Annotated in this window: 24 protein-coding genes and 1 tRNA gene; 11 read left to right on the forward strand and 14 right to left on the reverse strand. The window is 64.0% G+C overall.

The window, feature by feature from the left end:
• Positions 1–3: 3 nt before the first annotated feature.
• The 9 genes from N551_RS0106545 to N551_RS0106585 all read right to left on the reverse strand — a co-directional run bounded on the left by N551_RS0106545 (position 4) and on the right by N551_RS0106585 (position 7,535).
• Complete coding sequence (locus N551_RS0106545) at positions 4–1,218, reverse strand: aminotransferase class I/II-fold pyridoxal phosphate-dependent enzyme (protein ID WP_027566266.1); 1,215 nt, start codon at positions 1,216–1,218, stop codon at positions 4–6.
• Positions 1,219–1,543: 325 nt separating this feature from the next.
• Positions 1,544–1,948, reverse strand: a complete 405-nt coding sequence (locus N551_RS0106550; RefSeq protein ID WP_027566267.1) for a GFA family protein — start codon at positions 1,946–1,948, stop codon at positions 1,544–1,546.
• 206 nt (positions 1,949–2,154) lie between these two features.
• Positions 2,155–3,603 carry an ammonium transporter gene (locus tag N551_RS0106555; protein ID WP_027514843.1) on the reverse strand — a complete coding sequence of 483 codons (1,449 nt, stop codon included), beginning with the start codon at positions 3,601–3,603 and terminating at the stop codon, positions 2,155–2,157.
• 38 nt (positions 3,604–3,641) lie between these two features.
• On the reverse strand, positions 3,642–3,980 hold the full coding sequence (locus N551_RS0106560) for a P-II family nitrogen regulator (protein ID WP_007598642.1): 339 nt from the start codon (positions 3,978–3,980) through the stop codon (positions 3,642–3,644).
• Positions 3,981–4,415: 435 nt separating this feature from the next.
• The gene (locus tag N551_RS0106565; protein ID WP_027566268.1) at positions 4,416–5,018 is read right to left on the reverse strand and encodes an ATP-dependent Clp protease proteolytic subunit; all 603 of its coding nucleotides are present in this window, start codon (positions 5,016–5,018) and stop codon (positions 4,416–4,418) included.
• Positions 5,019–5,060: 42 nt separating this feature from the next.
• Positions 5,061–5,417: an SRPBCC domain-containing protein gene (locus N551_RS0106570; protein ID WP_027566269.1), complete on the reverse strand. Its 357-nt coding sequence runs from the start codon at positions 5,415–5,417 to the stop codon at positions 5,061–5,063.
• Complete coding sequence (locus N551_RS0106575) at positions 5,414–5,728, reverse strand: helix-turn-helix transcriptional regulator (protein ID WP_027566270.1); 315 nt, start codon at positions 5,726–5,728, stop codon at positions 5,414–5,416. Before N551_RS0106575 ends, N551_RS0106570 begins: the two co-directional genes overlap by 4 nt.
• 41 nt (positions 5,729–5,769) lie before the next feature.
• On the reverse strand, positions 5,770–7,071 hold the full coding sequence (locus tag N551_RS0106580) for an ammonium transporter (protein WP_027566271.1): 1,302 nt from the start codon (positions 7,069–7,071) through the stop codon (positions 5,770–5,772).
• 125 nt (positions 7,072–7,196) lie between these two features.
• The gene (locus tag N551_RS0106585) at positions 7,197–7,535 is read right to left on the reverse strand and encodes a P-II family nitrogen regulator (protein WP_007598647.1); all 339 of its coding nucleotides are present in this window, start codon (positions 7,533–7,535) and stop codon (positions 7,197–7,199) included.
• Between the two features lie 238 nt (positions 7,536–7,773).
• On the opposite strand from N551_RS0106585, the gene N551_RS0106590 reads away from it, so the two are divergent.
• Positions 7,774–8,664, forward strand: a complete 891-nt coding sequence (locus N551_RS0106590) for a DUF4339 domain-containing protein (protein ID WP_027566272.1) — start codon at positions 7,774–7,776, stop codon at positions 8,662–8,664.
• Positions 8,665–8,692: 28 nt separating this feature from the next.
• Here the strand turns inward: N551_RS0106590 and tesB are convergent, their stop codons facing one another.
• The gene (tesB, locus tag N551_RS0106595; RefSeq protein WP_027566273.1) at positions 8,693–9,556 is read right to left on the reverse strand and encodes an acyl-CoA thioesterase II; all 864 of its coding nucleotides are present in this window, start codon (positions 9,554–9,556) and stop codon (positions 8,693–8,695) included.
• Between the two features lie 150 nt (positions 9,557–9,706).
• Here tesB and N551_RS0106600 point away from each other — a divergent pair, with 150 nt between their 5' ends.
• Positions 9,707–10,927, forward strand: a complete 1,221-nt coding sequence (locus N551_RS0106600; RefSeq protein ID WP_027566274.1) for a ubiquinone biosynthesis hydroxylase — start codon at positions 9,707–9,709, stop codon at positions 10,925–10,927.
• A 69-nt stretch (positions 10,928–10,996) separates the two neighbouring features.
• On the opposite strand, the gene N551_RS0106605 is transcribed toward N551_RS0106600, so the two are convergent.
• Positions 10,997–11,194 (reverse strand): Trm112 family protein, encoded by a 198-nt coding sequence (locus N551_RS0106605; protein WP_027514851.1) that lies wholly within the window; start codon positions 11,192–11,194, stop codon positions 10,997–10,999.
• A 61-nt stretch (positions 11,195–11,255) separates the two neighbouring features.
• Positions 11,256–11,786, reverse strand: a complete 531-nt coding sequence (locus N551_RS0106610) for a TetR/AcrR family transcriptional regulator (RefSeq protein WP_027566275.1) — start codon at positions 11,784–11,786, stop codon at positions 11,256–11,258.
• Between the two features lie 107 nt (positions 11,787–11,893).
• On the opposite strand from N551_RS0106610, the gene N551_RS0106615 reads away from it, so the two are divergent.
• From N551_RS0106615 to N551_RS0106640, 6 genes are all read left to right on the forward strand, one after another.
• Positions 11,894–12,244, forward strand: coding sequence for a hypothetical protein (locus N551_RS0106615; RefSeq protein WP_027566276.1), 351 nt, complete (start codon positions 11,894–11,896; stop codon positions 12,242–12,244).
• Between the two features lie 40 nt (positions 12,245–12,284).
• Positions 12,285–13,088 carry a crotonase/enoyl-CoA hydratase family protein gene (locus tag N551_RS0106620; protein WP_027566277.1) on the forward strand — a complete coding sequence of 268 codons (804 nt, stop codon included), beginning with the start codon at positions 12,285–12,287 and terminating at the stop codon, positions 13,086–13,088.
• A complete protein-coding gene (locus N551_RS0106625) occupies positions 13,085–13,531 on the forward strand; it encodes a PaaI family thioesterase (protein WP_027566278.1) in 447 nt (148 codons plus the stop codon). The genes N551_RS0106620 and N551_RS0106625 overlap by 4 nt, the downstream gene beginning before the upstream one ends.
• Before the next feature lie 3 nt (positions 13,532–13,534).
• On the forward strand, positions 13,535–14,332 hold the full coding sequence (locus N551_RS0106630) for an SDR family oxidoreductase (protein ID WP_027566279.1): 798 nt from the start codon (positions 13,535–13,537) through the stop codon (positions 14,330–14,332).
• Between the two features lie 177 nt (positions 14,333–14,509).
• The gene (locus N551_RS0106635; protein WP_027566280.1) at positions 14,510–14,788 is read left to right on the forward strand and encodes a PepSY domain-containing protein; all 279 of its coding nucleotides are present in this window, start codon (positions 14,510–14,512) and stop codon (positions 14,786–14,788) included.
• Between the two features lie 63 nt (positions 14,789–14,851).
• Positions 14,852–15,445, forward strand: a complete 594-nt coding sequence (locus tag N551_RS0106640; protein ID WP_027566281.1) for a cytochrome b/b6 domain-containing protein — start codon at positions 14,852–14,854, stop codon at positions 15,443–15,445.
• Between the two features lie 19 nt (positions 15,446–15,464).
• On the opposite strand, the gene N551_RS0106645 is transcribed toward N551_RS0106640, so the two are convergent.
• Positions 15,465–16,142, reverse strand: coding sequence for an LON peptidase substrate-binding domain-containing protein (locus tag N551_RS0106645; RefSeq protein WP_027514858.1), 678 nt, complete (start codon positions 16,140–16,142; stop codon positions 15,465–15,467).
• A gap of 68 nt (positions 16,143–16,210) precedes the next feature.
• Positions 16,211–17,134, reverse strand: coding sequence for a thioredoxin (trxA, locus tag N551_RS0106650; protein WP_027566282.1), 924 nt, complete (start codon positions 17,132–17,134; stop codon positions 16,211–16,213).
• Between the two features lie 275 nt (positions 17,135–17,409).
• On the opposite strand from trxA, the gene N551_RS0106655 reads away from it, so the two are divergent.
• The 3 genes from N551_RS0106655 to N551_RS0106665 all read left to right on the forward strand — a co-directional run bounded on the left by N551_RS0106655 (position 17,410) and on the right by N551_RS0106665 (position 20,206).
• Positions 17,410–17,484: transfer RNA gene (locus N551_RS0106655), tRNA-Gly, on the forward strand.
• Positions 17,485–17,560: 76 nt separating this feature from the next.
• Positions 17,561–18,547: an NAD(P)-dependent oxidoreductase gene (locus N551_RS0106660; RefSeq protein WP_027566283.1), complete on the forward strand. Its 987-nt coding sequence runs from the start codon at positions 17,561–17,563 to the stop codon at positions 18,545–18,547.
• 378 nt (positions 18,548–18,925) lie between these two features.
• Positions 18,926–20,206, forward strand: a complete 1,281-nt coding sequence (locus N551_RS0106665) for a sorbosone dehydrogenase family protein (RefSeq protein WP_027566284.1) — start codon at positions 18,926–18,928, stop codon at positions 20,204–20,206.
• Positions 20,207–20,291 lie beyond the last annotated feature (85 nt).

Below are 20,291 nucleotides of genomic sequence, written 5' to 3' on the forward strand. Positions count from 1 at the left end.
CGCCTAACCCAGAGTCTCGACCAGGCGGTGCAGCGCCTGCGCCGTGGTCTCGCCATCCTGCACCAGCGCAAGGCGAATGTAGCCTGCGCCGGGATTGAAGCCGTCGGGCTGGAGCCGCGCCAGATAGCTGCCGGGCACCACGCGCACGCCTGCTTCCTTGAAGAGTTTGAGGCACACGGACACGTCGTCGCCGATTTCGGACGTGTTGAGCCAGACGCAGAAGCCGGCATCGGGCCGGCGATAGCCGTAACGACCGCCGATGATCTGGTCGGCGAGATCGAACTTGATCCGGTAGAGCCTGCGGTTCTCCTCGACATGCGCCTCGTCGCCGTAAGCGACGGTCGCGACATGCTGGAGCGGCACCGGCACCTGCGGCGCCGCGATGTTGCGCAACTCGAGGAACATGCCGATGAGTTTTTTGTCGCCGGCGGCGAAGCCGACGCGCAAGCCCGGCAGGTTGGAGCGCTTCGACAGCGACTGGAACGCAACCACGCGGGTGAAATCAGGGCCGGCGCATTCAAGCGCGCTGCCGGGCGCTTCGCGGGTGTAGATCTCCGAATAGCACTCGTCGCTGAGGATCACGAAGCCGTAGCGGTCGGCGAGCTGCTTCAAGCGCGTGAAATAACCGCGCGAGGCGACCGAGCCCTGCGGGTTGGCGGGCGAAGCCAGATAGAACGCCACCGTGCGCGCGAGCGTCGCCTCGTCGATGGCGTCGAGATCGGGCAGGAAGCCGTTCTCGGCCGTGGTCGGCAGGTAGACCGGCTCGCAAGCGGCGGCGCGGGCGCCGGCGCCATAGACCGGATAGAACGGGTTCGGCATCAGGATCGCGGGCTTACCGGGACGCGGGCCGACATAGCGCGCGGCCGCGATCGCGGCGAGGAACAGGCCTTCGCGGCTGCCATTGAGGACGAGAATCTCGCTCTCGGGATCGAGGGTGCGCGGCAGCTTGAAGCGCGACGACAGCCAGGCGCCTGCAGCCTTGCGGAACGGGTCGGTGCCCTTGTTCGCGGGGTAACGGCCGAAATCGGCGATGTGCTTGGCCAGCACCGGGCCGACGAAGTCGGGCACCGGATGCTGCGGTTCGCCGACGGCAAGCGAAATCAAAGGCTTGCCGGGCTGATGCGGCGCCAGCAGTTCGTTCAGCCGAACGAAGGGAGAGCGTTCGCTATCGGAGCTTCCGCTGTCCTGCGGCGCACGGGATGAAGCGGTCATAGCCATTCTGGACGCCAGCACTCTTGGAACAGCCGGTCGCGACCAACGCGCCGGCGGGAAGCGGTTCAGTTCACCATAGATAGGGCGAGGTTAAGACGCGATTAACCATCGGTCGTCGGCTCCGTCCAGAGCAGGAATAATGAGGCCGGATAACAACGGGATGCATGGCCACGGGGCGGAGCTGGTTCTTGCACCTCTCCCGCTTGCGGGAGAGGTCGGCGCGCAGCGCCGGGTGAGGGTTCTCTCCATCCAGGGACTGTCCCGATGTTGAGACACCCTCTCCCCCAGCCCTCCCCCGCAATGGGGGGAGGGAGCGCGCCATCATCGAGACCTAGTGCGCCGGCAGCTTCTCGAATGTCGCCATGCCTGCGGGGATCGCGTGGAAGTCCTGCTTGTCGCAGGTGTAGATCGCCATCTGCGGATGGAACTGTTTGGGATCGTCCAGCGTGCCGACCTTCAGGATCGCGGCCGGCAATCCGGGAACCTTGGTCACCAGATGGGTGCCGCATTCGCCGCAGAATTCGCGCGTGACGGCGCGTTCCAGGTCCTTGCGCGCGAATTGCTTGGGCTGCCCGGTGATGTAGCTGAAGCCGGCCGCCGGCATCGCGATGAAAGTGTTGGGCGCGCCGCCCGAGATGTACTGGCACTCGCGGCAATGACACTGCGCCTGCATCATCGGGTCGCCCTCGGCGACATAGCGCACCTCGCCGCAATAGCATCCGCCTTCCAAACGCATGACGACCTCCCGATTTGTTATTCTTGAGGTCGACATTTCTGCGCCGGCGACCTGGAATGGCAATCTTTTTCTTCGGCTCCGCCAATCAAAAAGAAAGGGGCTCCAACTTGCGCTGGAGCCCCTCAACGGTCGGGACATTGCCGGGTATGTGCCCCAAACCGTAGTTGTGGGCGCGCCCCCCGAGGAGGCCGCGCCCGGGAGGAGACTTACATGTTGTAGGCGCGCTCGGTGTGCTCGGTGATGTCGAGGCCTTCACGCTCGCTCTCGACATTGGCGCGGAGGCCAACGATCACATCGACGACCTTGTAGAGGATCGCCGAACCGATACCCGACCACACCAGCGTGGTGCCGACGCCCCAGACCTGGGAGATCATCTGCGCCGCGAAGTCGTAATCGGCAACCTTCGGCGGGATCGCGGTGTAGTCGATGATGCCCGCACCACCCAGCGCCGGATTGACGAGGATGCCGGTGCCGAGGGCGCCGACAATGCCGCCGACGCAGTGCACGCCGAACACATCGAGGGAGTCGTCGTAGCCGAGCGCGTTCTTCACGACGGTGCAGAAGAACAGGCAGACCACGCCGACCACGAGGCCGAGGACGATCGCACCCATCACGCCGGAGAAGCCGGCGGCAGGCGTGACGGCCACGAGGCCCGCGACAGCGCCGGAGATGACGCCGAGCACCGACGGGTGACCCTTGATGATCCACTCCGCGAACATCCACGACAGCGCTGCGGCTGCGGTGGCGACGAAGGAGTTGGTCATTGCAAGCGCCGCGCCGCCGTTGGCTTCGAGGTTGGAGCCGGCGTTGAAGCCGAACCAGCCGACCCAGAGCAGCGAGGCGCCGATCATCGACATTGTCAGCGAGTGAGGAGCCATCAGCTCCTTGCCGTAGCCGACGCGCTTCCCGATCAGCAGGGCGCCGACGAGGCCTGCGATGCCGGCGTTGATGTGCACCACGGTGCCGCCGGCGAAGTCGATCGCGCCCTTCTTGAAGATCCAGCCTGCGTCGGCGTTGATCTCGTCGAGCTTGGCCTGCGCCGCGGTCTTCGCCGCGCCATCAGCCGCAGCAGCCAGAGCCTTGGCAGCGTCCTGGATCATGTCCGGGCCGGGCCAGTACCAGACCATGTGCGCGATCGGGAAGTAGATCAGGGTGACCCAGAGCGGGACGAAGAGCGCGAGCGCCGCGAACTTCATGCGCTCGGCGAAGGCGCCGACGATGAGGGCGGGCGTGATCGCCGCGAAGGTCATCTGGAAGCACATATAGATGAGCTCCGAGATGTTGGCGTCGACCGAGAAGGTCGCGGCCTTCGAGTCGGTGGTGACGCCCATCATGAAGGCCTTGGAGAAGCCGCCGATGAAGTCGGAACCGCCGGTGAAGGTGAGGCTGTAGCCGTACACGGCCCAGATCACGGTGACGACGCAGACGGTGTAGAACACCTGCATCAGGACCGAGAGCATGTTCTTGGAGCGGACGAGGCCGCCGTAGAACAGCGCGAGGCCGGGGATCGTCATCAACAGCACGAGCACTGTCGATGTCAGCATCCAGGCGTTGTCTCCCTTGTTGACCGTTGGCTCGGCGTAGGCTGCGGTCGCAGCGAACAGGCCGACTGCGAGAGCCGCCAATCCCGCGCCATAGGGACGCTTAAACGTCATTTCATTTACTCCTGATTGAATTTTGATTGAGCGCGAAATCAAAGGGCCGCAGCATCGGCCTCGCCGGTGCGGATACGAACCGCATGGTCGAGATTGATGACGAAGATCTTGCCGTCGCCGATCTGTCCGGTTTTCGCGGCGGTCGTGATGGCGTCGATGGTCTTGTCGACCTGGTCGGAGGCGACAGCGACCTCGATCTTGATCTTGGGCAGGAAGCTCACGGCATATTCGGCGCCGCGATAGATTTCCGTATGGCCCTTCTGGCGGCCATATCCCTTGACTTCCGTCACCGTGAGACCGTGAACGCCGATGGCGGTCAGGGCGTCACGGACTTCTTCCAGCTTGAATGGCTTAATAATCGCCATAACAATTTTCATGGGTCCTATCCCCGCTTGGGCCCGGTCCGGACGTGGCCGGGCGTTTCTCGACTGGTTCGCCACGAGGGAGAAAGTTCACTACGCGGGCACAGCCAGGTCCCATAGAATCAAATGCCGTGCCAGATCGGGCGTGTTGCCTAACGGACTATGAAAACGGGTGTTTTCGCGCTCGACGCGTATTGCGGTGCAGTGCGCTATTACGCCGCGCTCAATACCTGACCACGGCTGATTAAAATAAAGGCACGTCAAGCTGCCGACACATTGGTGCTCATGCGTCGGGCAGCAAAAAGGTATTTCCGTAAGGCGGGCGCCTATTGCAGGGCTTGTCGTGCTGCGAAATATCGGCTCCTTCGCACTTGTGCTCACGGAATACGCGCAACCGGCCAACCAGCTTGGGCCAGGCGAGGCTTGCCGGACGGTCGCCGGCAGAGACCGTCAGGCGGCGCTGCGTTCCGCGAACACCCGGTCGATCAGCCCCCAGTCGACCGCCTGCTGCGCGGTCATGAAGTGGTCGCGGTCCAGGGTCCGTTCCACGTCCGGCTCGGAGCGCCCGCAATGTTGGGCATAGAGCCGGATGATGCGCCGCTTGGTTTCCTGCATTTCGGTGGCATGGATCAGGATGTCGGACGCCTGGCCCTGAAAGCCGCCGAGCGGCTGATGAACGTGAAGGCTCGCATTGGGCAGGGCGGCGCGGTGACCGGCCTCGCCGGCCATCAGCAGGAACGAGCCCATCGAGCGCGCGGTACCCATGCACAGCGTATGCACCGGCGCCTTGATGAATTGCATGGTGTCGTACATCGCAAGGCCAGCGGTGACCACGCCGCCATAGGAATTGATGTAGAGATTGATCGGCTTGTTCGGATTCTCCGCCTCCAGGAACAAGAGCTGCGCGCAGACCAGTCCGGACATCGCATCGTTGACCTCGCCGTTGAGGAAGATGATGCGCTCGCGCAGCAAGCGCGAATAGATGTCAAAGGATCGTTCGCCGCGGGCGGATTGTTCGACGACCATAGGGACGAGCTGAAGCATGTCGCGCATCGGCGACCTCCGTTTCTGCGGGGTGATGAAGTCGTGTCGGTGTTAGGCGGCCGCGCGCATCAGGCAGCCATTGCTGTTGGCCGGCTGCGGCAGCTTCATGCCGATATCGCAGGCTTGCTGGATGATGCGAAAGCGGGTGCCGCCGTCCTCGTTCGGCTCGATCCGGAAGATGACATGGCTTTCGCGAAACGGCGGTTCGGAATCGCGAAGCCGATAGCGCACCTCTTGACCCGGGATCGATGTCTCCGGCTCGGCGCCCGCAAGATCGCAATCCGGCAGCCAGCGCTCGCGCAAAGCCGGAATGGTCACCGCGCGCCAGACCTTGGCCGGCGGCGCTTCGAATTCATATTCGAGCACGAGCGCCGCGTCGGAGGGATCAGGCTTCACGGCGTCACTCATTGATCCATCTCCTTCAAGAGATCGGCGAGGGCATCCATGCGTTTCGGCCAATAGGCGCGGTAGCGCGCAAGCCAGGCCCCGATGGCGACGATTCCTTCGGGATCGACCTCGTAATTCACAAAGCGGCCCTGCCGCTGTTCGCGCACCAGGCCCGCCCCGCGCAGCACCGCAAGATGCTGCGACATCGCCGGTTGGCTGATTTCCAATCCGTCGCGCAAGGCGCTCGCATTCAGGCTTCCGCCGGCAAGCTTTTCAAAGACCTTGCGGCGGGTCGGGTCGGCCAGCGCCTTGAAGATATCGGCTTCGATCATGGCGACACATAAGCATGTGCTTATGTGTCGCGCAAGCCCAATTACTGCAGCGCCTCGCCGTGCTGCGAAATATCCAGTCCTTCGAGCTCGTGCTCGCGGGAGACGCGCAATGGCACGAACAGGCCGACCAGCTTGAGCAGGACGAAGCTCACGCCGGCCGACCAGGCGAAGGTGACGGCGACCCCGTACAGCTGGATCAGAAGCTGCTGCGGATGGCCCTCGAGCAGGCCGGCGGTGCCGCCGATCGCGCTGGTTGCGAACACGCCGGCCAGCAGGGTCCCGGTCATCCCGCCGATGCCGTGGACGCCAAACACGTCGAGCGAATCGTCATAGTCGAAGCGGTGCTTCAGCCAGGTGCAGGCCCAATAGCAGACGAGGCCTGCGATCACGCCGATGACGATACCGTGCCAGGGCGCCACGAAACCCGAGGCCGGCGTGATGGTGCCGAGGCCGGCGACCGCGCCGGAGATCATGCCGAGCACGGATGGCTTGCGCCGCGTCGACCATTCGATCGCACCCCAGGTCAGCGCGCCGGAGCAGGCTGCGAGATGGGTCGCGATGATCGCCAGCACCGCGCGCGAATTGGCTGCGCCCGCCGAGCCGCCGTTGAAGCCGAACCAGCCGACCCACAACAGGCCGGTGCCCATCACCGCAAGCGACAGATCGAACGGCGAGAGATTTTCGGTGCCGTAGCCATGACGGCGTCCCATCACCTTCGCCGCGACGAGGCCGGCGGTGCCGGCCGACAGATGCACCACCAGGCCGCCGGCGAAATCCAGCACGCCCATGCTGGCGAGGAAGCCGCCGCCCCAGACCCAATGCGCCAGTGGAATGTAGACGAAGATGAACCATGCCACGGAGAACAGCAGATAAGCGGAGAACCGCATCCGGTCGGCCACCGCGCCCGCGACCAGCGCCACCGTGATGATCGCAAACGTCATCTGATACAGCATGAACAGCGCTTCCGGGATCGTCTTCGCGGCCGGGTTGACGCTGTCCATGGTCATGCCGGCGAGAAACCAGCGGTCGAGCGTGCCGATCCAGGGGCCGTCGCCGACGAAGCACAGCGAATAGCCGAACGCGACCCAGAGAATGGAGATGATCGTCACCGCGGCGAGGCTCTGCGCCATGGTCGCGAGCACGTTCTTCTTGCGCACCATGCCGGAATAGAACAGCGCGAGCCCCGGGATCGTCATCATCAGCACCAGCGCGGTGGCGACGATCATCCAGGCGGTGTCGGCAGTGTTGATCTCGGAGCCCGCGGCACGCGCCGGCGAAGCCATGATCGACACAAGTCCGATCGGCGCGGCGATAGCAGCCGCGCGGCGCAACAATCCCGCCATGTCGTTTCCCCCAGCTATTGATTGCGTCGCACGCTGTGGCGCCGTTGCCCGGTGCGATCGAAGAAGAGCGTTTTCGAGCGAAGCGGATACCGGTTCGCGAAAAGAAAACGCGTCAAAGCAAAAATCTAGAGCGCGTCGCTGTCGGTCTCGCCGGTGCGAATGCGGGTCGCGTGGTCGATTGGCGTGACGAAGATCTTGCCGTCGCCGATCTGGCCGGTGCGCGCGGTCGCGGTGATGACGGCGACGGCCTTCTCGGCGATATCGGAGGCAACCGCGATCTCGATCCGCAGCTTCGGCAGGAAATTCACGACATATTCGGCGCCGCGATAAATCTCGGTGTGGCCCTTCTGGCGGCCATAGCCCTTCACTTCGGTCACGGTCATGCCGTGGACGCCGATCGCCGTCAGCGCCTGGCGGACTTCATCGAGCTTGAAGGGTTTGATGATCGCGACGACGAGTTTCATGGTCAGGCCTATTCCCCGGGATGCGCTGCGCCGTATGTCCCCGGCGCAGCGTCAATCTGGCATCTTTCCGGGCAAATGGCATAAAAAACTTGCAGATTGAAGCGGAAAATCGTTGGGCGATGTGAACGACCGCCTCTGTACAGGGCAGCCGTTCATCCTCCACAATGCGTTTTTGGAATGGATGCGATGAACCCAAGCGTCGCGGCCGGTACAAAACTATGTTCGAGGGGGACGTCTCATGGCGAGTTGGTTCTACGCATCCGAGGGTAAGCAGCAGGGACCCTATCAGGAGGGGCAATTCCGCGATCTCGTTGCCCAGGGTGTCGTGCGTCCGGATACGCTGGTGTGGTCGGAAGGCATGGCCGGCTGGCAGAAGGCCGCCGAAATCCCCGGCCTGATCGGCGGCGGCGGTGCGCCCCCGATGATGCCCGCTGGCGGCCCGCCGATGATGGGCTCCGGAGGCTACGGCGGCGGTGGCGGCGGAGGATCGCTGGCGGTCGATTTCGGCATCCTCGAGTTCACGTGGCGCAGCATCGTGATGCTGATCGGCATGTGCTTCATCATCCCGGTGCCGTGGGTGTTCGTCTGGTACACGAAATGGATCGTGTCCTGCGTGAAGGTCCCCGGGCGGCCCAATCTCAGCTTCACCGGGAATGCGATGGCGCTGGTGCCCTGGTATTTCGGCTTCATCGTTCTGGCGATCGTGATCGGGTTGATCGGTGTCCCCTTGCTGAGCAATTTGCTGTTCATCGCCCAGATCGCTCTCTACTGGCTCCTGATCAAATGGATGGTCGCGAACCTCGCCTCCAACGGGCAGCCGCTCGGCCTGAGCTTCACCGGCACGGTCTGGGCCTATGTCGGCTGGAGCCTGCTGTTCGCGATCTCCATCATCACCATCATCGGCTGGGCCTGGGTCGCCGCGGCTCAGATCCGCTGGTTCTGCCGCAGCATCGAAGGCACGCGGCGCGAGATCGTCTTCAACGGCAGCGGTCTCGGGATTCTCTGGCGCGGCATCGTGGCCGCATTCCTGTGCGGCTTCATCATCCCGATCCCGTGGGTGTATCGCTGGATCATGAACTGGTTCGCGTCGGAGACCGTCCTGGCTCCGCGGGGATCGCTCCGGGCCTGACCGCGAGAGGCGATCGTGCTTATGCCTCCTAGGCTCTCCGCTCGCGCACCGAGCCTTCCTGCGCGACGGAAGCCACCAGCGTGCCGTCGGGCTTGAAGATCGAACCACGGGTCAAGCCGCGGCCGCTTCGCGCGCTCGGCGAATCCTGTGCGTAGAGCAGCCATTCGTCGGCGCGGAACGGGCGGTGAAACCACATCGCGTGGTCGAGGCTCGCCGGCATCATGCGCTTGTCGAACAGGGTACGGCCGTAGCGCGCCATGATCGCATCGAGCAGCGAGAAGTCGGACGCGTAGGCCAGCGCGCACATGTGCAGCGCCGGATCGTCCGGCAGCGTCGCCGCGGTCTTGATCCAGACATGGATGCGGCCGTCCTCGATCCTGTCACCGAAATAACGGCCGAGCTCGACCGGGCGCAGCTCGATCGGACGGTCGGATTCATAGTAGCGGCGGATGAACTCCGGCATCTCCTTGAACATCGGCTGCTTCGCGACCTCCTCGGCCGTGAGCTTCTCCGGCGGCGGCACGTCGGGCATCTTGTCCTGGTGATCGAACGCGCTCTCTTCCTCGGCATGGAACGACACCATGATCGAGAAGATCGCGTTGCCGTGCTGGATCGCGGTGACGCGCCGCGTCGAGTAGCTCTTGCCGTCGCGCAGACGCTCGACTTGGTAGATGATCGGAATCTGCGGATCGCCCGGCAGGATGAAATAGCAATGCAGCGAATGCGGCAGCCGGCCCTCGACGGTGCGGCACGCCGCAACCATCGCCTGCCCGATCACTTGGCCGCCGAATACCCGTTGCCAGCTGGTCTTCGGACTGTTGCCACGGAACAGGTTCACCTCGAGCTGTTCGAGGTCGAGGATCGAGATGAGGTCGATCAGGCTCTTGGACATGGAATTCAGCTTTCGCCTTGCCGCCCCGGCTTCGCTGCTCCGGAACGACACAATGGGGGCGTTCCGCCCTTGTTTCACCGCACTGTTTCGCCCACCTCAAGTCTGGTAGCAAGACCAAGAAAACGCGAAAGACTTAGCCGGGAATTGGGTATGTCGGTACAGGGTAGCATTGTCATTGGTGGCGGCGCGTTTGCGGGCCTGGCGCTAGCCCTGGCGCTGCGCCAGGGGCTCGGCCCCGAGATCCCCGTCATCGTCGCCGACCCGGCGCTCGGGACACGTCCGAGCCGGGACCCGCGCGCGACCGCGATCGTGGCGGCCTGCCGCCGCTTGTTCGAGGCAATCGGCGCCTGGGACGACGTCAGGGGCGAGGCGCAGCCGATCCTCGACATGGTCGTCACCGATTCCAAGCTGGAAGACGCCACCCGCCCGGCGTTCCTCAACTTTGCCGGCGATGTCGCGCCGGGCGAGCCCTTCGCGCATATGGTCGAGAACCGGCGCCTGATCGATGCGCTGGTGGTGCGCGCCGAGGCCGAGGGCATCGATCTCCGCGCAACCACCGTGTCGTCTTACGACGCGCGGGCCGAAGGTATCGACGTGACGCTCGGCGACGGCAGCGTGATTGCAGCGAGCCTCCTGGTCGCGGCCGACGGTGCGAAGTCGAAACTGCGCGAGCGCGCCGGCATCGCCACCCATGGCTGGGAATACGATCAATCCGGCATCGTCGTCACCGTCGGCCATGAGCGCGATCACGAGGGCCGCGCCGAAGAGCATTTTCTGCCGGCGGGGCCGTTCGCGATCCTGCCGCTTTCGGGCAAGCGCTCCTCGCTGGTATGGACCGAGCGCCGCAGCGAAGCCGCGCGTATCGTTGCGTTGAGCGACGAGGAATTTCACGGCGAGCTCGAGCAGCGCTTCGGCCTGCATCTCGGCGAGGTGAAGGCGCTCGACAAGCCGCGCGCGTTTCCGCTGTCCTATTTCGTGGCACGCTCCTTCATTGCCCAGCGCCTCGCGCTGGTCGGCGATTCCGCCCACGTCATCCATCCCATTGCGGGCCAGGGTCTCAACATGGGGCTGAAGGATGTCGCCGCGCTGGCCGAGGTCGTCGTGGATGCCGCGCGGCTCGGCATGGATCTCGGCGCCGCCGACGTGCTCGAGCGCTACCAGCGCTGGCGCCGCTTCGACACCATGGCGATGGGCGTTGCCACCAACTCGCTGAACTTCCTGTTCTCCAACCAATCGACGCTGCTGCGCACTGTGCGCGACATCGGCCTCGGCCTGGTCGATCGCGCCCCGCCGCTGAAGAACCTGTTCATCCGCCAGGCCGCGGGTTTGACCGGTGAGATACCGCGGTTGTTGAAGGGCGAAGCGCTGTAGAATTTTTGGTAGCCCGGATTTCGATGCGCTCCATCCGGGCTACAAGTCTCTCAACGGGCCACAAGTCTCTCAATCGATCTTGCGGGCCTCTTCCGGCAGCATGATCGGGATGCCGTCGCGGATCGGATAGGCCAGCCTGGCGCTGCGCGAGATCAGCTCCTGCTTTGCAGAATCGAACTCCAGCGGACCCTTGGTCAGCGGGCAGACCAGAATCTCCAGCAATTTCGGATCGACGCTGGCTTCGGGGCGTTCGGTGGGCGCGTTCATGGGGGTCTCCGGCGGTCGGTTGCCTCTAGCATAAAAAATCGTGGCAGCCCATCGCGTCGCCTCAAGCGGAAACCATCCGCAGGATCTCGTCGAGCAGGCCCTCGAGCCGTGCGGCGGGCAATGGCGGCCCCGACAGGGCGAAGCCGAGAAACGTCCAGTACAGGATTTGGGCGCGGGCTCGCGCCGTCGCCGCCTCGAACCCGCGCTTCTTCAGCAGCTCCTCGATATAGTCAAACCTGCGCCGGTCGATGGCACGCACCGCCGATTGTGCCGCTGCATCGAAGGCCGCCCAGTTCCGCACCGCGCGCTCGAGTTCGAGCCGCGCGCCAAAGGTCCTGCGCAGCAGCGCTTTCAGCGGCTCGTCGCTGTCCGTCTCGACATCGGCGATGATCTGCTCGGCCGCGATCTCGCGCCAGCGCTTCAAGAGAGCAGCATGGAACGCGCCGAGATCGGCGAAATGCCAATAGAAGCTGCCGCGCGAGACCCCCATGGCTTTCGCCAGCGGATCGGCCTTCACCGCGGTGAAGCCGTCTCGCGCGAGCGCCTTCAGGCCCTGTTTGATCCAGTCGTCGGCGGTCAGCTGTTCGGTCATGTCGGGTTCCGGGTGCAAACCATACACTAGTGTATTGACAGCCGGCAGGCCAGCGCCTATCTCACCATACATAACTGTATGGATCAGATTTGCAGGGAGCTTTGACGATGCGTGATCTCTTGCTCCAGTGCGCCGGGGTCGTGACCATTGCCGTGGCCCTCGTTCATGGCATTCTCGGCGAGACCAAGGTCTTTGCCCGCGCTCGCATCGAGCCGGAACGGCTCCGCACCCTGATCCGCCTGGTCTGGCAGGCCTCTACCGTCGCCTGGATTGGCGGCGGTGTGCTCCTGATCGCGGCGCCCTGGATGCAATCGGAGTCGGCGCGCCACTGGATCGTCGTCACCATGGCCGGAGTGTTCGGCTTCTCTGCTCTCGCCAACGCATGGGCCACCCGCGGCCGGCATTTTGGATGGATGGCGCTCAGCGCCGTCGTCGTCATGGCGGTCGCCGGCTACTGAGCGACGCGCCGACAAGCCACGGACCCACCGGAGCAGTGTCATGGAAAATCGTGTCCGGCTGACCATCGATATCGGCGTCGCCCATGTCCGGCTCAATCGCCCCGACAAGATGAATGCGCTAGACCCGGCGATGTTCGCGGCGATCATCGAGACCGGTACGCAGCTTGGTGCGCGCGACGACATCCGTGCCGTCGTCCTGTCCGGCGAAGGGCGTGCATTCTGCGCGGGCGTCGACCTCGATCGGCTCGTCGCCACCGCGAACGGCGAAGCGCTGATTCCGTCGATCGACCTGACGCGGCGAACGCATGGCATCGCCAATTATGCCCAGCATCTGGTCTGGCTCTGGCGTGAGTTGCCGGTGCCTGTGATCGCAGCGGTGCATGGCGTCGCCTTCGGCGGCGGCTTCCAGCTCGCGCTCGGTGCAGACCTCCGCTATCTCGCACCCGCAACGAAACTCGCTATCATCGAGACGAAATGGGGCCTCGTGCCCGATATGTGCGGCACGCAATTGATGCGTCACCTTGCGCGCGACGACGTTGTTCGCGAGCTGACCTATACGGGCCGCGTCTTCTCGGCCGAACAGGCGCTTGCGTATGGCTTTGCGACGCAGCTCGCCGAAGATCCTGTCGGGGCCGCGCTGGCAACGGCGCATGAAATTGCCCGGCGCAGCCCCGCTGCGATCCGCGCGGCCAAGCGGCTGCTCAATCCTTCTGCGGCCTCCGACGTGGCGACGGGGCTTGCTGCGGAGACCGCCGAGCAGGCAGCCCTGCTCGGATCTGCCAACCATTTAGAGGCCGTGGCGAGCAATCTCGACAACCGGGCTCCACGATGGAGCATGACGTGAGCGAAAGCTTCGGATTTGATCTGCCAACGCTCGGCGCCGTGAACGCATCCGCGGCATTCAACGGCCTCGCTGGCCTTGAAGTGGTTGCGGCCGGCAACGGCAAAGCGACCATCCGCATGACATGGCGTGACGACTTCACCCAATATTCCGGGCATCTGCACGCCGGCCTGATTGCAGCCTTGCTCGACACCGCCTGCGGCTTTGCTGCCGCGACCTTGGCGGGCTCGGTCACCGCGTCTCATTTTTCCATGAACTGCCTCAAACCGGCCATCGGTCGCCTTTTCATCGCCAAGGGAATGACCCTTCGTGCCGGGCGCAGGCAGGCGTTCGCCCGTGCCGAGCTGTTCGCAGCAGATGAGCATGGCGAACTGTCGCTCGTCGCAACGGGCGAGACCGTCCTCATTCCGACCGGCGAGCCGCCGCGCAAGATTGGCGGGGGCTGACATATGGCGGTCACGCTGGTCACCGGAGGCACGGGTCACCTGGGTCGTGATATCGTCGATCGTCTCGTTCAGGACAGGCGACGCGTCCGGGTTTTTGCGCGAACGCCGGGCGCGCGGCCGGATGTGGAATGGGCGAATGGAGACCTCGCGACAGGCGCGGGACTGCGAGAGGCGTTGAGGGAGGTCGACACGGTCATCAATGCGGCGACCTATTCGCCGATCGCGCGGCGTGGCGGCGTTCGCCCGATAGACTTCTACAGGTCGCCCTCTGCCGTGGACGTCGAGGGCACCGAGCGGCTGTTGCAGCTCTGCGGGCGGGCCGGGGTACAGCACTTCCTTCACGTCTCGATCGTCGGCCTCGAAGAGGCGACGTTGCCTTACGCCCGCGTCAAGCTGGCCGGCGAGCGGCTGGTGCGTGCGTCGGCCCTGTCATGGTCCGTGGTTCGCGCAATGCCGTTCTACTATTTGCTCGACAAGTTCCTCTCGGGCCTCGCCTGGCTTCCGCTCTGGCCGGTGCCGACCACGACGTTCGATCCCGTCGACACGTCCGATGTGGCCGCTCATGTCGTGACTTGCGCGTTCGACGGGCTGCGCGACGAGCGCACGGAGATTGGCGGCCCCGAAGCGCTCGATCTCGTTACCTTCGCCCGCCAATATCAGGATGCGAGGAAACTGCATCGAAGGATCCTGCCGATAGGCCTTTCGGATGCGAAGGCGCGGGGCATGGGTTTTGTCGTCAGCCGCGGCGTGAGAGGACGTCTCTCTTGGTCGGATTGGCTGCGCGCAAACCGTGAGACGTAAGGCCGCAGTGTCGTCTCGAATGCGCGCTGCATACGGAGACCGCTGATCTTTTTCGGATCGTTAGAATAACTCTAAAGCGAGCCGGCCGCGAACCGCATTGACTTCATCATGTGCTTTGCTTCCTTCGGTCCCGCTTCGCCCCAGGGCGTAGCGCCCACGACAGAAGAGGAGACGTTCGTGAAGGTTATTCGTGTTGTTGCCGTTGCATTGACGATCGGGATTGGGATGGGATCGGCCGCCTCGGCCGACGGTTTCAAGGACTGCACCAAGCTCGACAAGGCGTCGTGGAAGCCGGCGAGCGAAGCGGAAGCCAAGGCCAAGGCGCTCGGCTACGAAGTGCGGCGCTCCAAGATCGAAGGCTCGTGCTACGAGGTCTACGGCGTCAAGGAAGGCAAGCTTTACGAGCTGTTCTACAGCCCCGAAGATCTCAGCCTGAAGCACACGATTGCGAAGTAGACCGCGCCAGATGGTCTGCGCGCAAATGGTCTGCGCAAAGTCATGCCTGAGGGTGGTCCTCGCTTGATCGAAGAAACGGTGCCGCACGCACGCGGGGAGTCCAACCGGACCCCCGCGGATCGAACCGTTTCGCGGACAGTCGCGGTCTGGGACCTGCCGCTGCGGCTCTGGCACTGGGCGCTCGCGGCTTGCGTTCTGGCGGCGTGGTTCACGCCGACCGTCTATGACGGACTTCACCGCATCATCGGTTATACGGTGCTCGGGCTTGTTGCCTTCCGTCTGGTCTGGGGTCTTTGGGGAAGCCGCTATTCGCGCTTCCGCATGGTCGGCGTCAGGCTTCGGGCCGCGCCGAATTATCTCTGGAATCTGCGCCGCGGCATCACCGGCCGCTATATCGGGCTCAATCCCGCCGGCACGTTGATGCTGGTGGCGCTGCTGGTCTCGCTCGCGGTCTCGACGATATCAGGCGCGATGTCGGTGACCGTGACCTTTTTCGGCGTCTGGTGGGTCGAGGACACCCACCACTATTCATCCGACGCGGTTATCGTCCTGGTCGTGCTGCACGTCCTGGGCGTGCTGATGATGGGGCGTCTTCAGCGGGAGAACCTGATCAGCGCGATGATCACCGGACGCAAGCGCATCCGGCATCATTCCTGAGCAGGCGCGCAGGCACCTGTCACTGCAGCGGCGGATCGCCACTGGTGCGCTTCTTCGCGAGGTCCATCTCGGTCACCGCGATCAAAATTTCGGCGCGGGTCTTCAGGTCGGGCGCTTCCAGCATCGCTTGCTTCTCGGCCACGCCATAGGGCGACATCATCGCCAGCGCGTTGACGAGCGCTTCGTTGGGGGCGGTCTCGACGCCCTCCCAGTCGACCTTGAGGTTGTTGGCCTTCAAAAAATCCGCCAGCACCGTCAGCAGTGCCTCGCGATCGACCTCGTCCTCGCCCATGCGCGGCGTGAAGTCGTCGACGAAGGCAAAGAAATCCACCTTGCACTGCCGGTAGGCGGTGAGCACTTCGAGCTCCTCGAGCACCTTGAAGCGCGAGACACCCGTGAGCTCGAGGATGTAGCGGCCGTCACCGGATTCGGCGAGCTGGGTGATGCGGCCGACACAGCCGACGCTGAACAGCGAAGGCTTGTCGGAGTTCTTGGCCGAATGCGCGATGTCGGGCTGGATCATGCCGATCAGGCGATGGCCGTCGCGGAAGGCATCGTCGATCATCGCGAGGTAGCGCGGCTCGAAGATGTTGAGCGGCATCTGCCCGCGCGGCAGCAGCAGCGCGCCCGGCAGCGGAAACACCGGAAGGATCTCCGGAAGGTCGGCGGGCCCGCGATATTCGATGTTGATCGGCATCTGGTCCCCATTGTCCGCATCAAGTCATGATGCCTAACGCTCCGCCGGCTGTGATGGATCAATCATCGTCAGGAAAACAGGATGATCGACAAGCGCTTGCGTCCCTCGACGGTTGCATCGTCGGTGCCGCCCCAGGCCTCGAAGAACTGCACCAGCTGCTTGCGGGCGCCGTCGTCGTTCCATTTGCGGTCGCGTTTGACGATCGCGAGCAGCTGCTCGGTGGCCGCGGCCCGGTTGCCTTGCGCGTTGAGCGCGATCGCGAGGTCGAATCGGGCCTGATGATCGAGCGGGTCTGCGGCGACTTTCTGTTCCAGCTCGGCGACGGGCCCGAGCTGCTCGGCCTGCTCGGCGAGATCGATCGCGGTCTGCACGGCTTTCACAGCCGGGTCGTTGCGCTTGGATTCCGGCACCATGGCGAGCGTTTGCTTGGCCTGCTCCATCGCGCCCGATACGGCGTAGCATTTCGCGAGCCCGGCGAGGGCTGCGATGTTGGTCGATTCGTGCTGCAGCACTTCCGCGTAGATCTGGGCGGCCGCGGCGGCATCGCCCTCGGCGAGCACGGCCTCGGCCTCCTGGAGGATTTCCGCGACATTCGGCTCACCCGGCGCGGTCACGCCCTTGGTCAGCTTCTCGATGAAGGCGTTGAGCTGGCTCTCCGGGACCGCGCCCATGAAGCCGTCGGCCGGCTGGCCGTTGACGAAGGCGATCACCGCCGGAATCGACTGGATGCCCATCTGGCCCGGGATCGCCGGATGCTGGTCGATGTTCATCTTGACCAGCTTGACCTTGCCCTTGGCGGCCTTGACCGCTTTTTCCAGCAAAGGCGTGAGCTGCTTGCAGGGGCCGCACCACTCCGCCCAGAAGTCGATCAGCACCGGCTGGTGCTTCGATTCCTCGATGACGTCCTTCACGAAGGTCTGGGTGGTCGTGTCCTTGATCAGATCGGCGGCAGCCGGGCCCGCTGCTCCGTTACCCTGGTCGATGATCGTCACGGGATCCCCTCGTCTGATGTCTGAAATTGGCGGGTCTTTAGCACGTCGCCATTTCATATGCTTCGCTGTTGGCCCTAAATTGGGCCGGGCCGGCCGAATTTCAATCCATGCGGGCCGATTCGGCGGTTCCGGGACCTTTTTGGGTCATTTGGCCGCGTTCGGGTCCATATCCGGCCTCCGATTGCAAATCTATGCCGCCGGTAGCTGTTGCATTCCCCTCCCGCTTTTGGCATACGACAGCCGTTGCCGGCGCAGTCATGCGACCGACACAGGATGCGGGTGTAGCTCAGTGGTAGAGCACGACCTTGCCAAGGTCGGGGTCGAGGGTTCGAGCCCCTTCGCCCGCTCCAATTTTTCCCAAAGCATCCAGCCGGACCGGACGGGCACGTGGTTTTCCACGCCGCTGGCGGCTGTATTGGGTCACGAATGACGATTCTGGTTACCGGCAGCGCGGGCCATCTTGACGAGGCCCTTCTCCGCACGCTCCGCCGGCGCGGTTCGCCTGCGCGGGGCATCGACCTGAAGGCGTCGCCCTTCACCGACGCCGTCGGTTCGATCGTCGATCCCGATTTCGTGCGGGGCCAGATGGACGGTGTCACCGCCGTGATCCACACCGCGACGCTGCACAAGCCGCATGTGGCGACCCACAGCAAGCAAGCCTTCATCGACACCAACGTCACCGGCACGCTCAACCTGCTTGAAGCAGCCATGGCCGCCGGCGTGCGCAGTTTTGTCTTCACCAGCACCACCAGCGCGTTCGGCTCGCAGCTCCGCTCCGACGCGGGCCAAGCCGCGGTGTGGGTCACCGAGGATCTGCCCCCGATCCCGAAGAACATCTACGGCACGACCAAGCTGATGGCCGAAACTCTCTGCGAGCTGTTCTGTCGCGAGCGCGGCCTGCCCGTCGTGGTCTTGAGGACCTCGCGCTTCTTCCCGGAAGTCGATGACGATCCGGCGATGCGGTCGGCTTACGCGCCGGAGAACGCGCAGGCCAACGAGCTGCTCTATCGCCGGCTGGATATCGCGGACGCGGTGAACGCCGATCTCCTCGCCGCCGAGCGCGCGCCGGACATCGGGTTTGCCCGCTACATCCTGTCGGCCACGAGCCCGTTCGAGCAACGCCATCTCGCGGCGCTGGCACGTGACGCGGCCGGTGTCGTGCGCGAGCTCTATCCGGAGTGTGCGGAGCTCTTTGCTGCGCGCGGCTGGCGGCTGTTCCCTGCGATCGACCGCGTCTATGTCAATGAGCGTGCGCGGCGCGAACTGGGCTGGCGGCCCGAATTCGACTTCGCGCATGTCCTGAACTGTCTTCGCGATGAGCGCGATTTTCGCAGCACGCTCGCGCGCGATGTCGGCTCGAAAGGCTATCATGAGACGATTTTCGACGATGGTCCCTACCCCGTCGCCTCTTAGCCGCCACCTTCGCGAATTCGCTCGACGCGTCAAATGTCTACCCGGCGTCACCGGCAGCAAGGCGGCCAGAGCATTTCTACTGTGCATGGGGTTGTTTTCGCGTTTTTTTGTTCCGGACCTCCTGCTGCCTGCAAATTAGCCGCGCGTGATCTTGATTCCGCGCTGCAGCGAGAGCGGTGTCGTCGCGGCATTCGCCATCATTGACTTTACGTCTCAATTTTTACTGAGCGCTATCGCGGCGCACGCGGCGCGCTTCTCACCGCTCGCAGATGTGCTAACCTTCTGCGTCTGTCCTCTCGACAGAGTCCGAACTTCGCCTCTCGATAGCAAAATAAAATAAATGTGCAGCCCTGACGGCTGCCTTAGGGGAGTGACGCGATGAAATTCCATCGATCCGTCTTTCAATCCGTCCTGGCGCTTGCAGCGGTTGCCCTTCTCGCGGGGACAAGCGCCGGTCACGCGCAGCAGCAGGACAAGAACAAGCCGCTGAAGAAATACGAATCCGGCACCAAGGAGTTCTGGACCCATCCGCCGGACGACTGGTTCCTCGGCGACGAGACCGAGGCGCAGAAGGGCCTGGCGCCGCCGTCCGGTCCGCCGACCGGCGCGTCCGATTCCGAGCTCGCCAACATCGTCAAGAAGGTCAAGCTGCCGCCGGGCTTCAAGATGGAGGTCTACGCCTCCGGTGTGCTGGCCGCGCGGCAGATGGCCTGGGGTGACAAGGGCACGCTGTTCGTCGGTTCGTTCGGCCTCGGCAACGTCTACGCCATCAAGGACAACAACGGAAAGAAAGAGGTCAAGACCATCCTCAAGGGGCTGAACATGCCCACGGGTCTGGCCGTTAAGGACGGTGCGCTCTACGTCATCGCGGTCGACAAGCTGATCCGCTACGACGACATCGAAAACAAGCTCGACAATCCCGGCGAGGGCAAGGTCGTCTATGACGACATGCCGTCCTATGCCGCGCATGGCTGGAAGTACATCGCGGTCGACAAGGAAGGCTGGTTCTACATTCCGTTCGGACCGCCCTTCAACATCGGCGTTCCCCCGACCAGCGTGTCGCAGATCCGCCGCGTCGATCCCAAGACCGGCAATGCGGAAATCTATGCGCTCGGCGTTCGCAACTCGGTCGGCGGCGACGTCGATCCGCGCACCGGCAAGTTCTGGTTCACCGAGAATGCCCGCGATTGGATCAGCGACGATCTGCCCTCGGACAAGCTGAACATGATCAGCAAGATCGGCGAGCACTTCGGCTATCCCTACTGCCACCAGGGTGACCTGCCGGATACCAAGTTCGCGATGGGCCACAAATGCTCCGAGTTCACGCCGCCCGTGCTGAACCTCGGCGCTCACGTCGCTCCGCTCGGCATGAAGTTCTATACCGGCGACCAATTCCCGGCCGAGTACAAGAACAACATCCTGATCGCCGAGCATGGCTCCTGGAATCGTCACAAGTACCAGGGCGGCCGCATCATGCGCGTGATCGTCGGTCCCGACGGCAAGAACGCCAAGCAGGAAGTGTTCGCCTCCGGCTGGATCGAGGGTGACCAGGGCTATCTCGGCCGTCCCGACGACATCATCCTCGCCAAGGATGGCTCGATCCTCGTCGCCGACGATTGGGCCGGCGCGATCTACCGCATCAGCTACAGCAAGAAGTAGCCTAAGACGACACGAGGCTGCGGTGCCGAGGGGCGCCGCAGCCTTTCTCATTTCAATTTCGCACGCGGTCGTTCCTGCTTACGTA

Origin of the sequence: Bradyrhizobium sp. URHA0013, assembly GCF_000518345.1 — a bacterium.
Classification (GTDB): Bacteria; Pseudomonadota; Alphaproteobacteria; order Rhizobiales; family Xanthobacteraceae; genus Bradyrhizobium.

Coding starts and splice junctions, on each gene's coding strand:
- N551_RS0106550 (WP_027566267.1), bottom strand. CDS start 1,948: ATGCGTTTGGAAGGCGGATGCTATTGCGGCGAGGTGCGCTATGTCGCC.
- N551_RS0106615 (WP_027566276.1), top strand. CDS start 11,894: ATGCGTGATCTCTTGCTCCAGTGCGCCGGGGTCGTGACCATTGCCGTG.
- N551_RS0106555 (WP_027514843.1), bottom strand. CDS start 3,603: ATGACGTTTAAGCGTCCCTATGGCGCGGGATTGGCGGCTCTCGCAGTC.
- N551_RS0106565 (WP_027566268.1), bottom strand. CDS start 5,018: ATGCGCGACATGCTTCAGCTCGTCCCTATGGTCGTCGAACAATCCGCC.
- N551_RS0106545 (WP_027566266.1), bottom strand. CDS start 1,218: ATGGCTATGACCGCTTCATCCCGTGCGCCGCAGGACAGCGGAAGCTCC.
- N551_RS0106665 (WP_027566284.1), top strand. CDS start 18,926: ATGAAATTCCATCGATCCGTCTTTCAATCCGTCCTGGCGCTTGCAGCG.
- N551_RS0106605 (WP_027514851.1), bottom strand. CDS start 11,194: ATGAACGCGCCCACCGAACGCCCCGAAGCCAGCGTCGATCCGAAATTG.
- N551_RS0106600 (WP_027566274.1), top strand. CDS start 9,707: ATGTCGGTACAGGGTAGCATTGTCATTGGTGGCGGCGCGTTTGCGGGC.
- N551_RS0106630 (WP_027566279.1), top strand. CDS start 13,535: ATGGCGGTCACGCTGGTCACCGGAGGCACGGGTCACCTGGGTCGTGAT.
- N551_RS0106610 (WP_027566275.1), bottom strand. CDS start 11,786: ATGACCGAACAGCTGACCGCCGACGACTGGATCAAACAGGGCCTGAAG.
- N551_RS0106585 (WP_007598647.1), bottom strand. CDS start 7,535: ATGAAACTCGTCGTCGCGATCATCAAACCCTTCAAGCTCGATGAAGTC.
- N551_RS0106660 (WP_027566283.1), top strand. CDS start 17,561: ATGACGATTCTGGTTACCGGCAGCGCGGGCCATCTTGACGAGGCCCTT.
- N551_RS0106620 (WP_027566277.1), top strand. CDS start 12,285: ATGGAAAATCGTGTCCGGCTGACCATCGATATCGGCGTCGCCCATGTC.
- N551_RS0106560 (WP_007598642.1), bottom strand. CDS start 3,980: ATGAAAATTGTTATGGCGATTATTAAGCCATTCAAGCTGGAAGAAGTC.
- tesB (WP_027566273.1), bottom strand. CDS start 9,556: ATGTCCAAGAGCCTGATCGACCTCATCTCGATCCTCGACCTCGAACAG.
- N551_RS0106580 (WP_027566271.1), bottom strand. CDS start 7,071: ATGGCGGGATTGTTGCGCCGCGCGGCTGCTATCGCCGCGCCGATCGGA.
- N551_RS0106645 (WP_027514858.1), bottom strand. CDS start 16,142: ATGCCGATCAACATCGAATATCGCGGGCCCGCCGACCTTCCGGAGATC.
- N551_RS0106575 (WP_027566270.1), bottom strand. CDS start 5,728: ATGATCGAAGCCGATATCTTCAAGGCGCTGGCCGACCCGACCCGCCGC.
- N551_RS0106590 (WP_027566272.1), top strand. CDS start 7,774: ATGGCGAGTTGGTTCTACGCATCCGAGGGTAAGCAGCAGGGACCCTAT.
- N551_RS0106570 (WP_027566269.1), bottom strand. CDS start 5,417: ATGAGTGACGCCGTGAAGCCTGATCCCTCCGACGCGGCGCTCGTGCTC.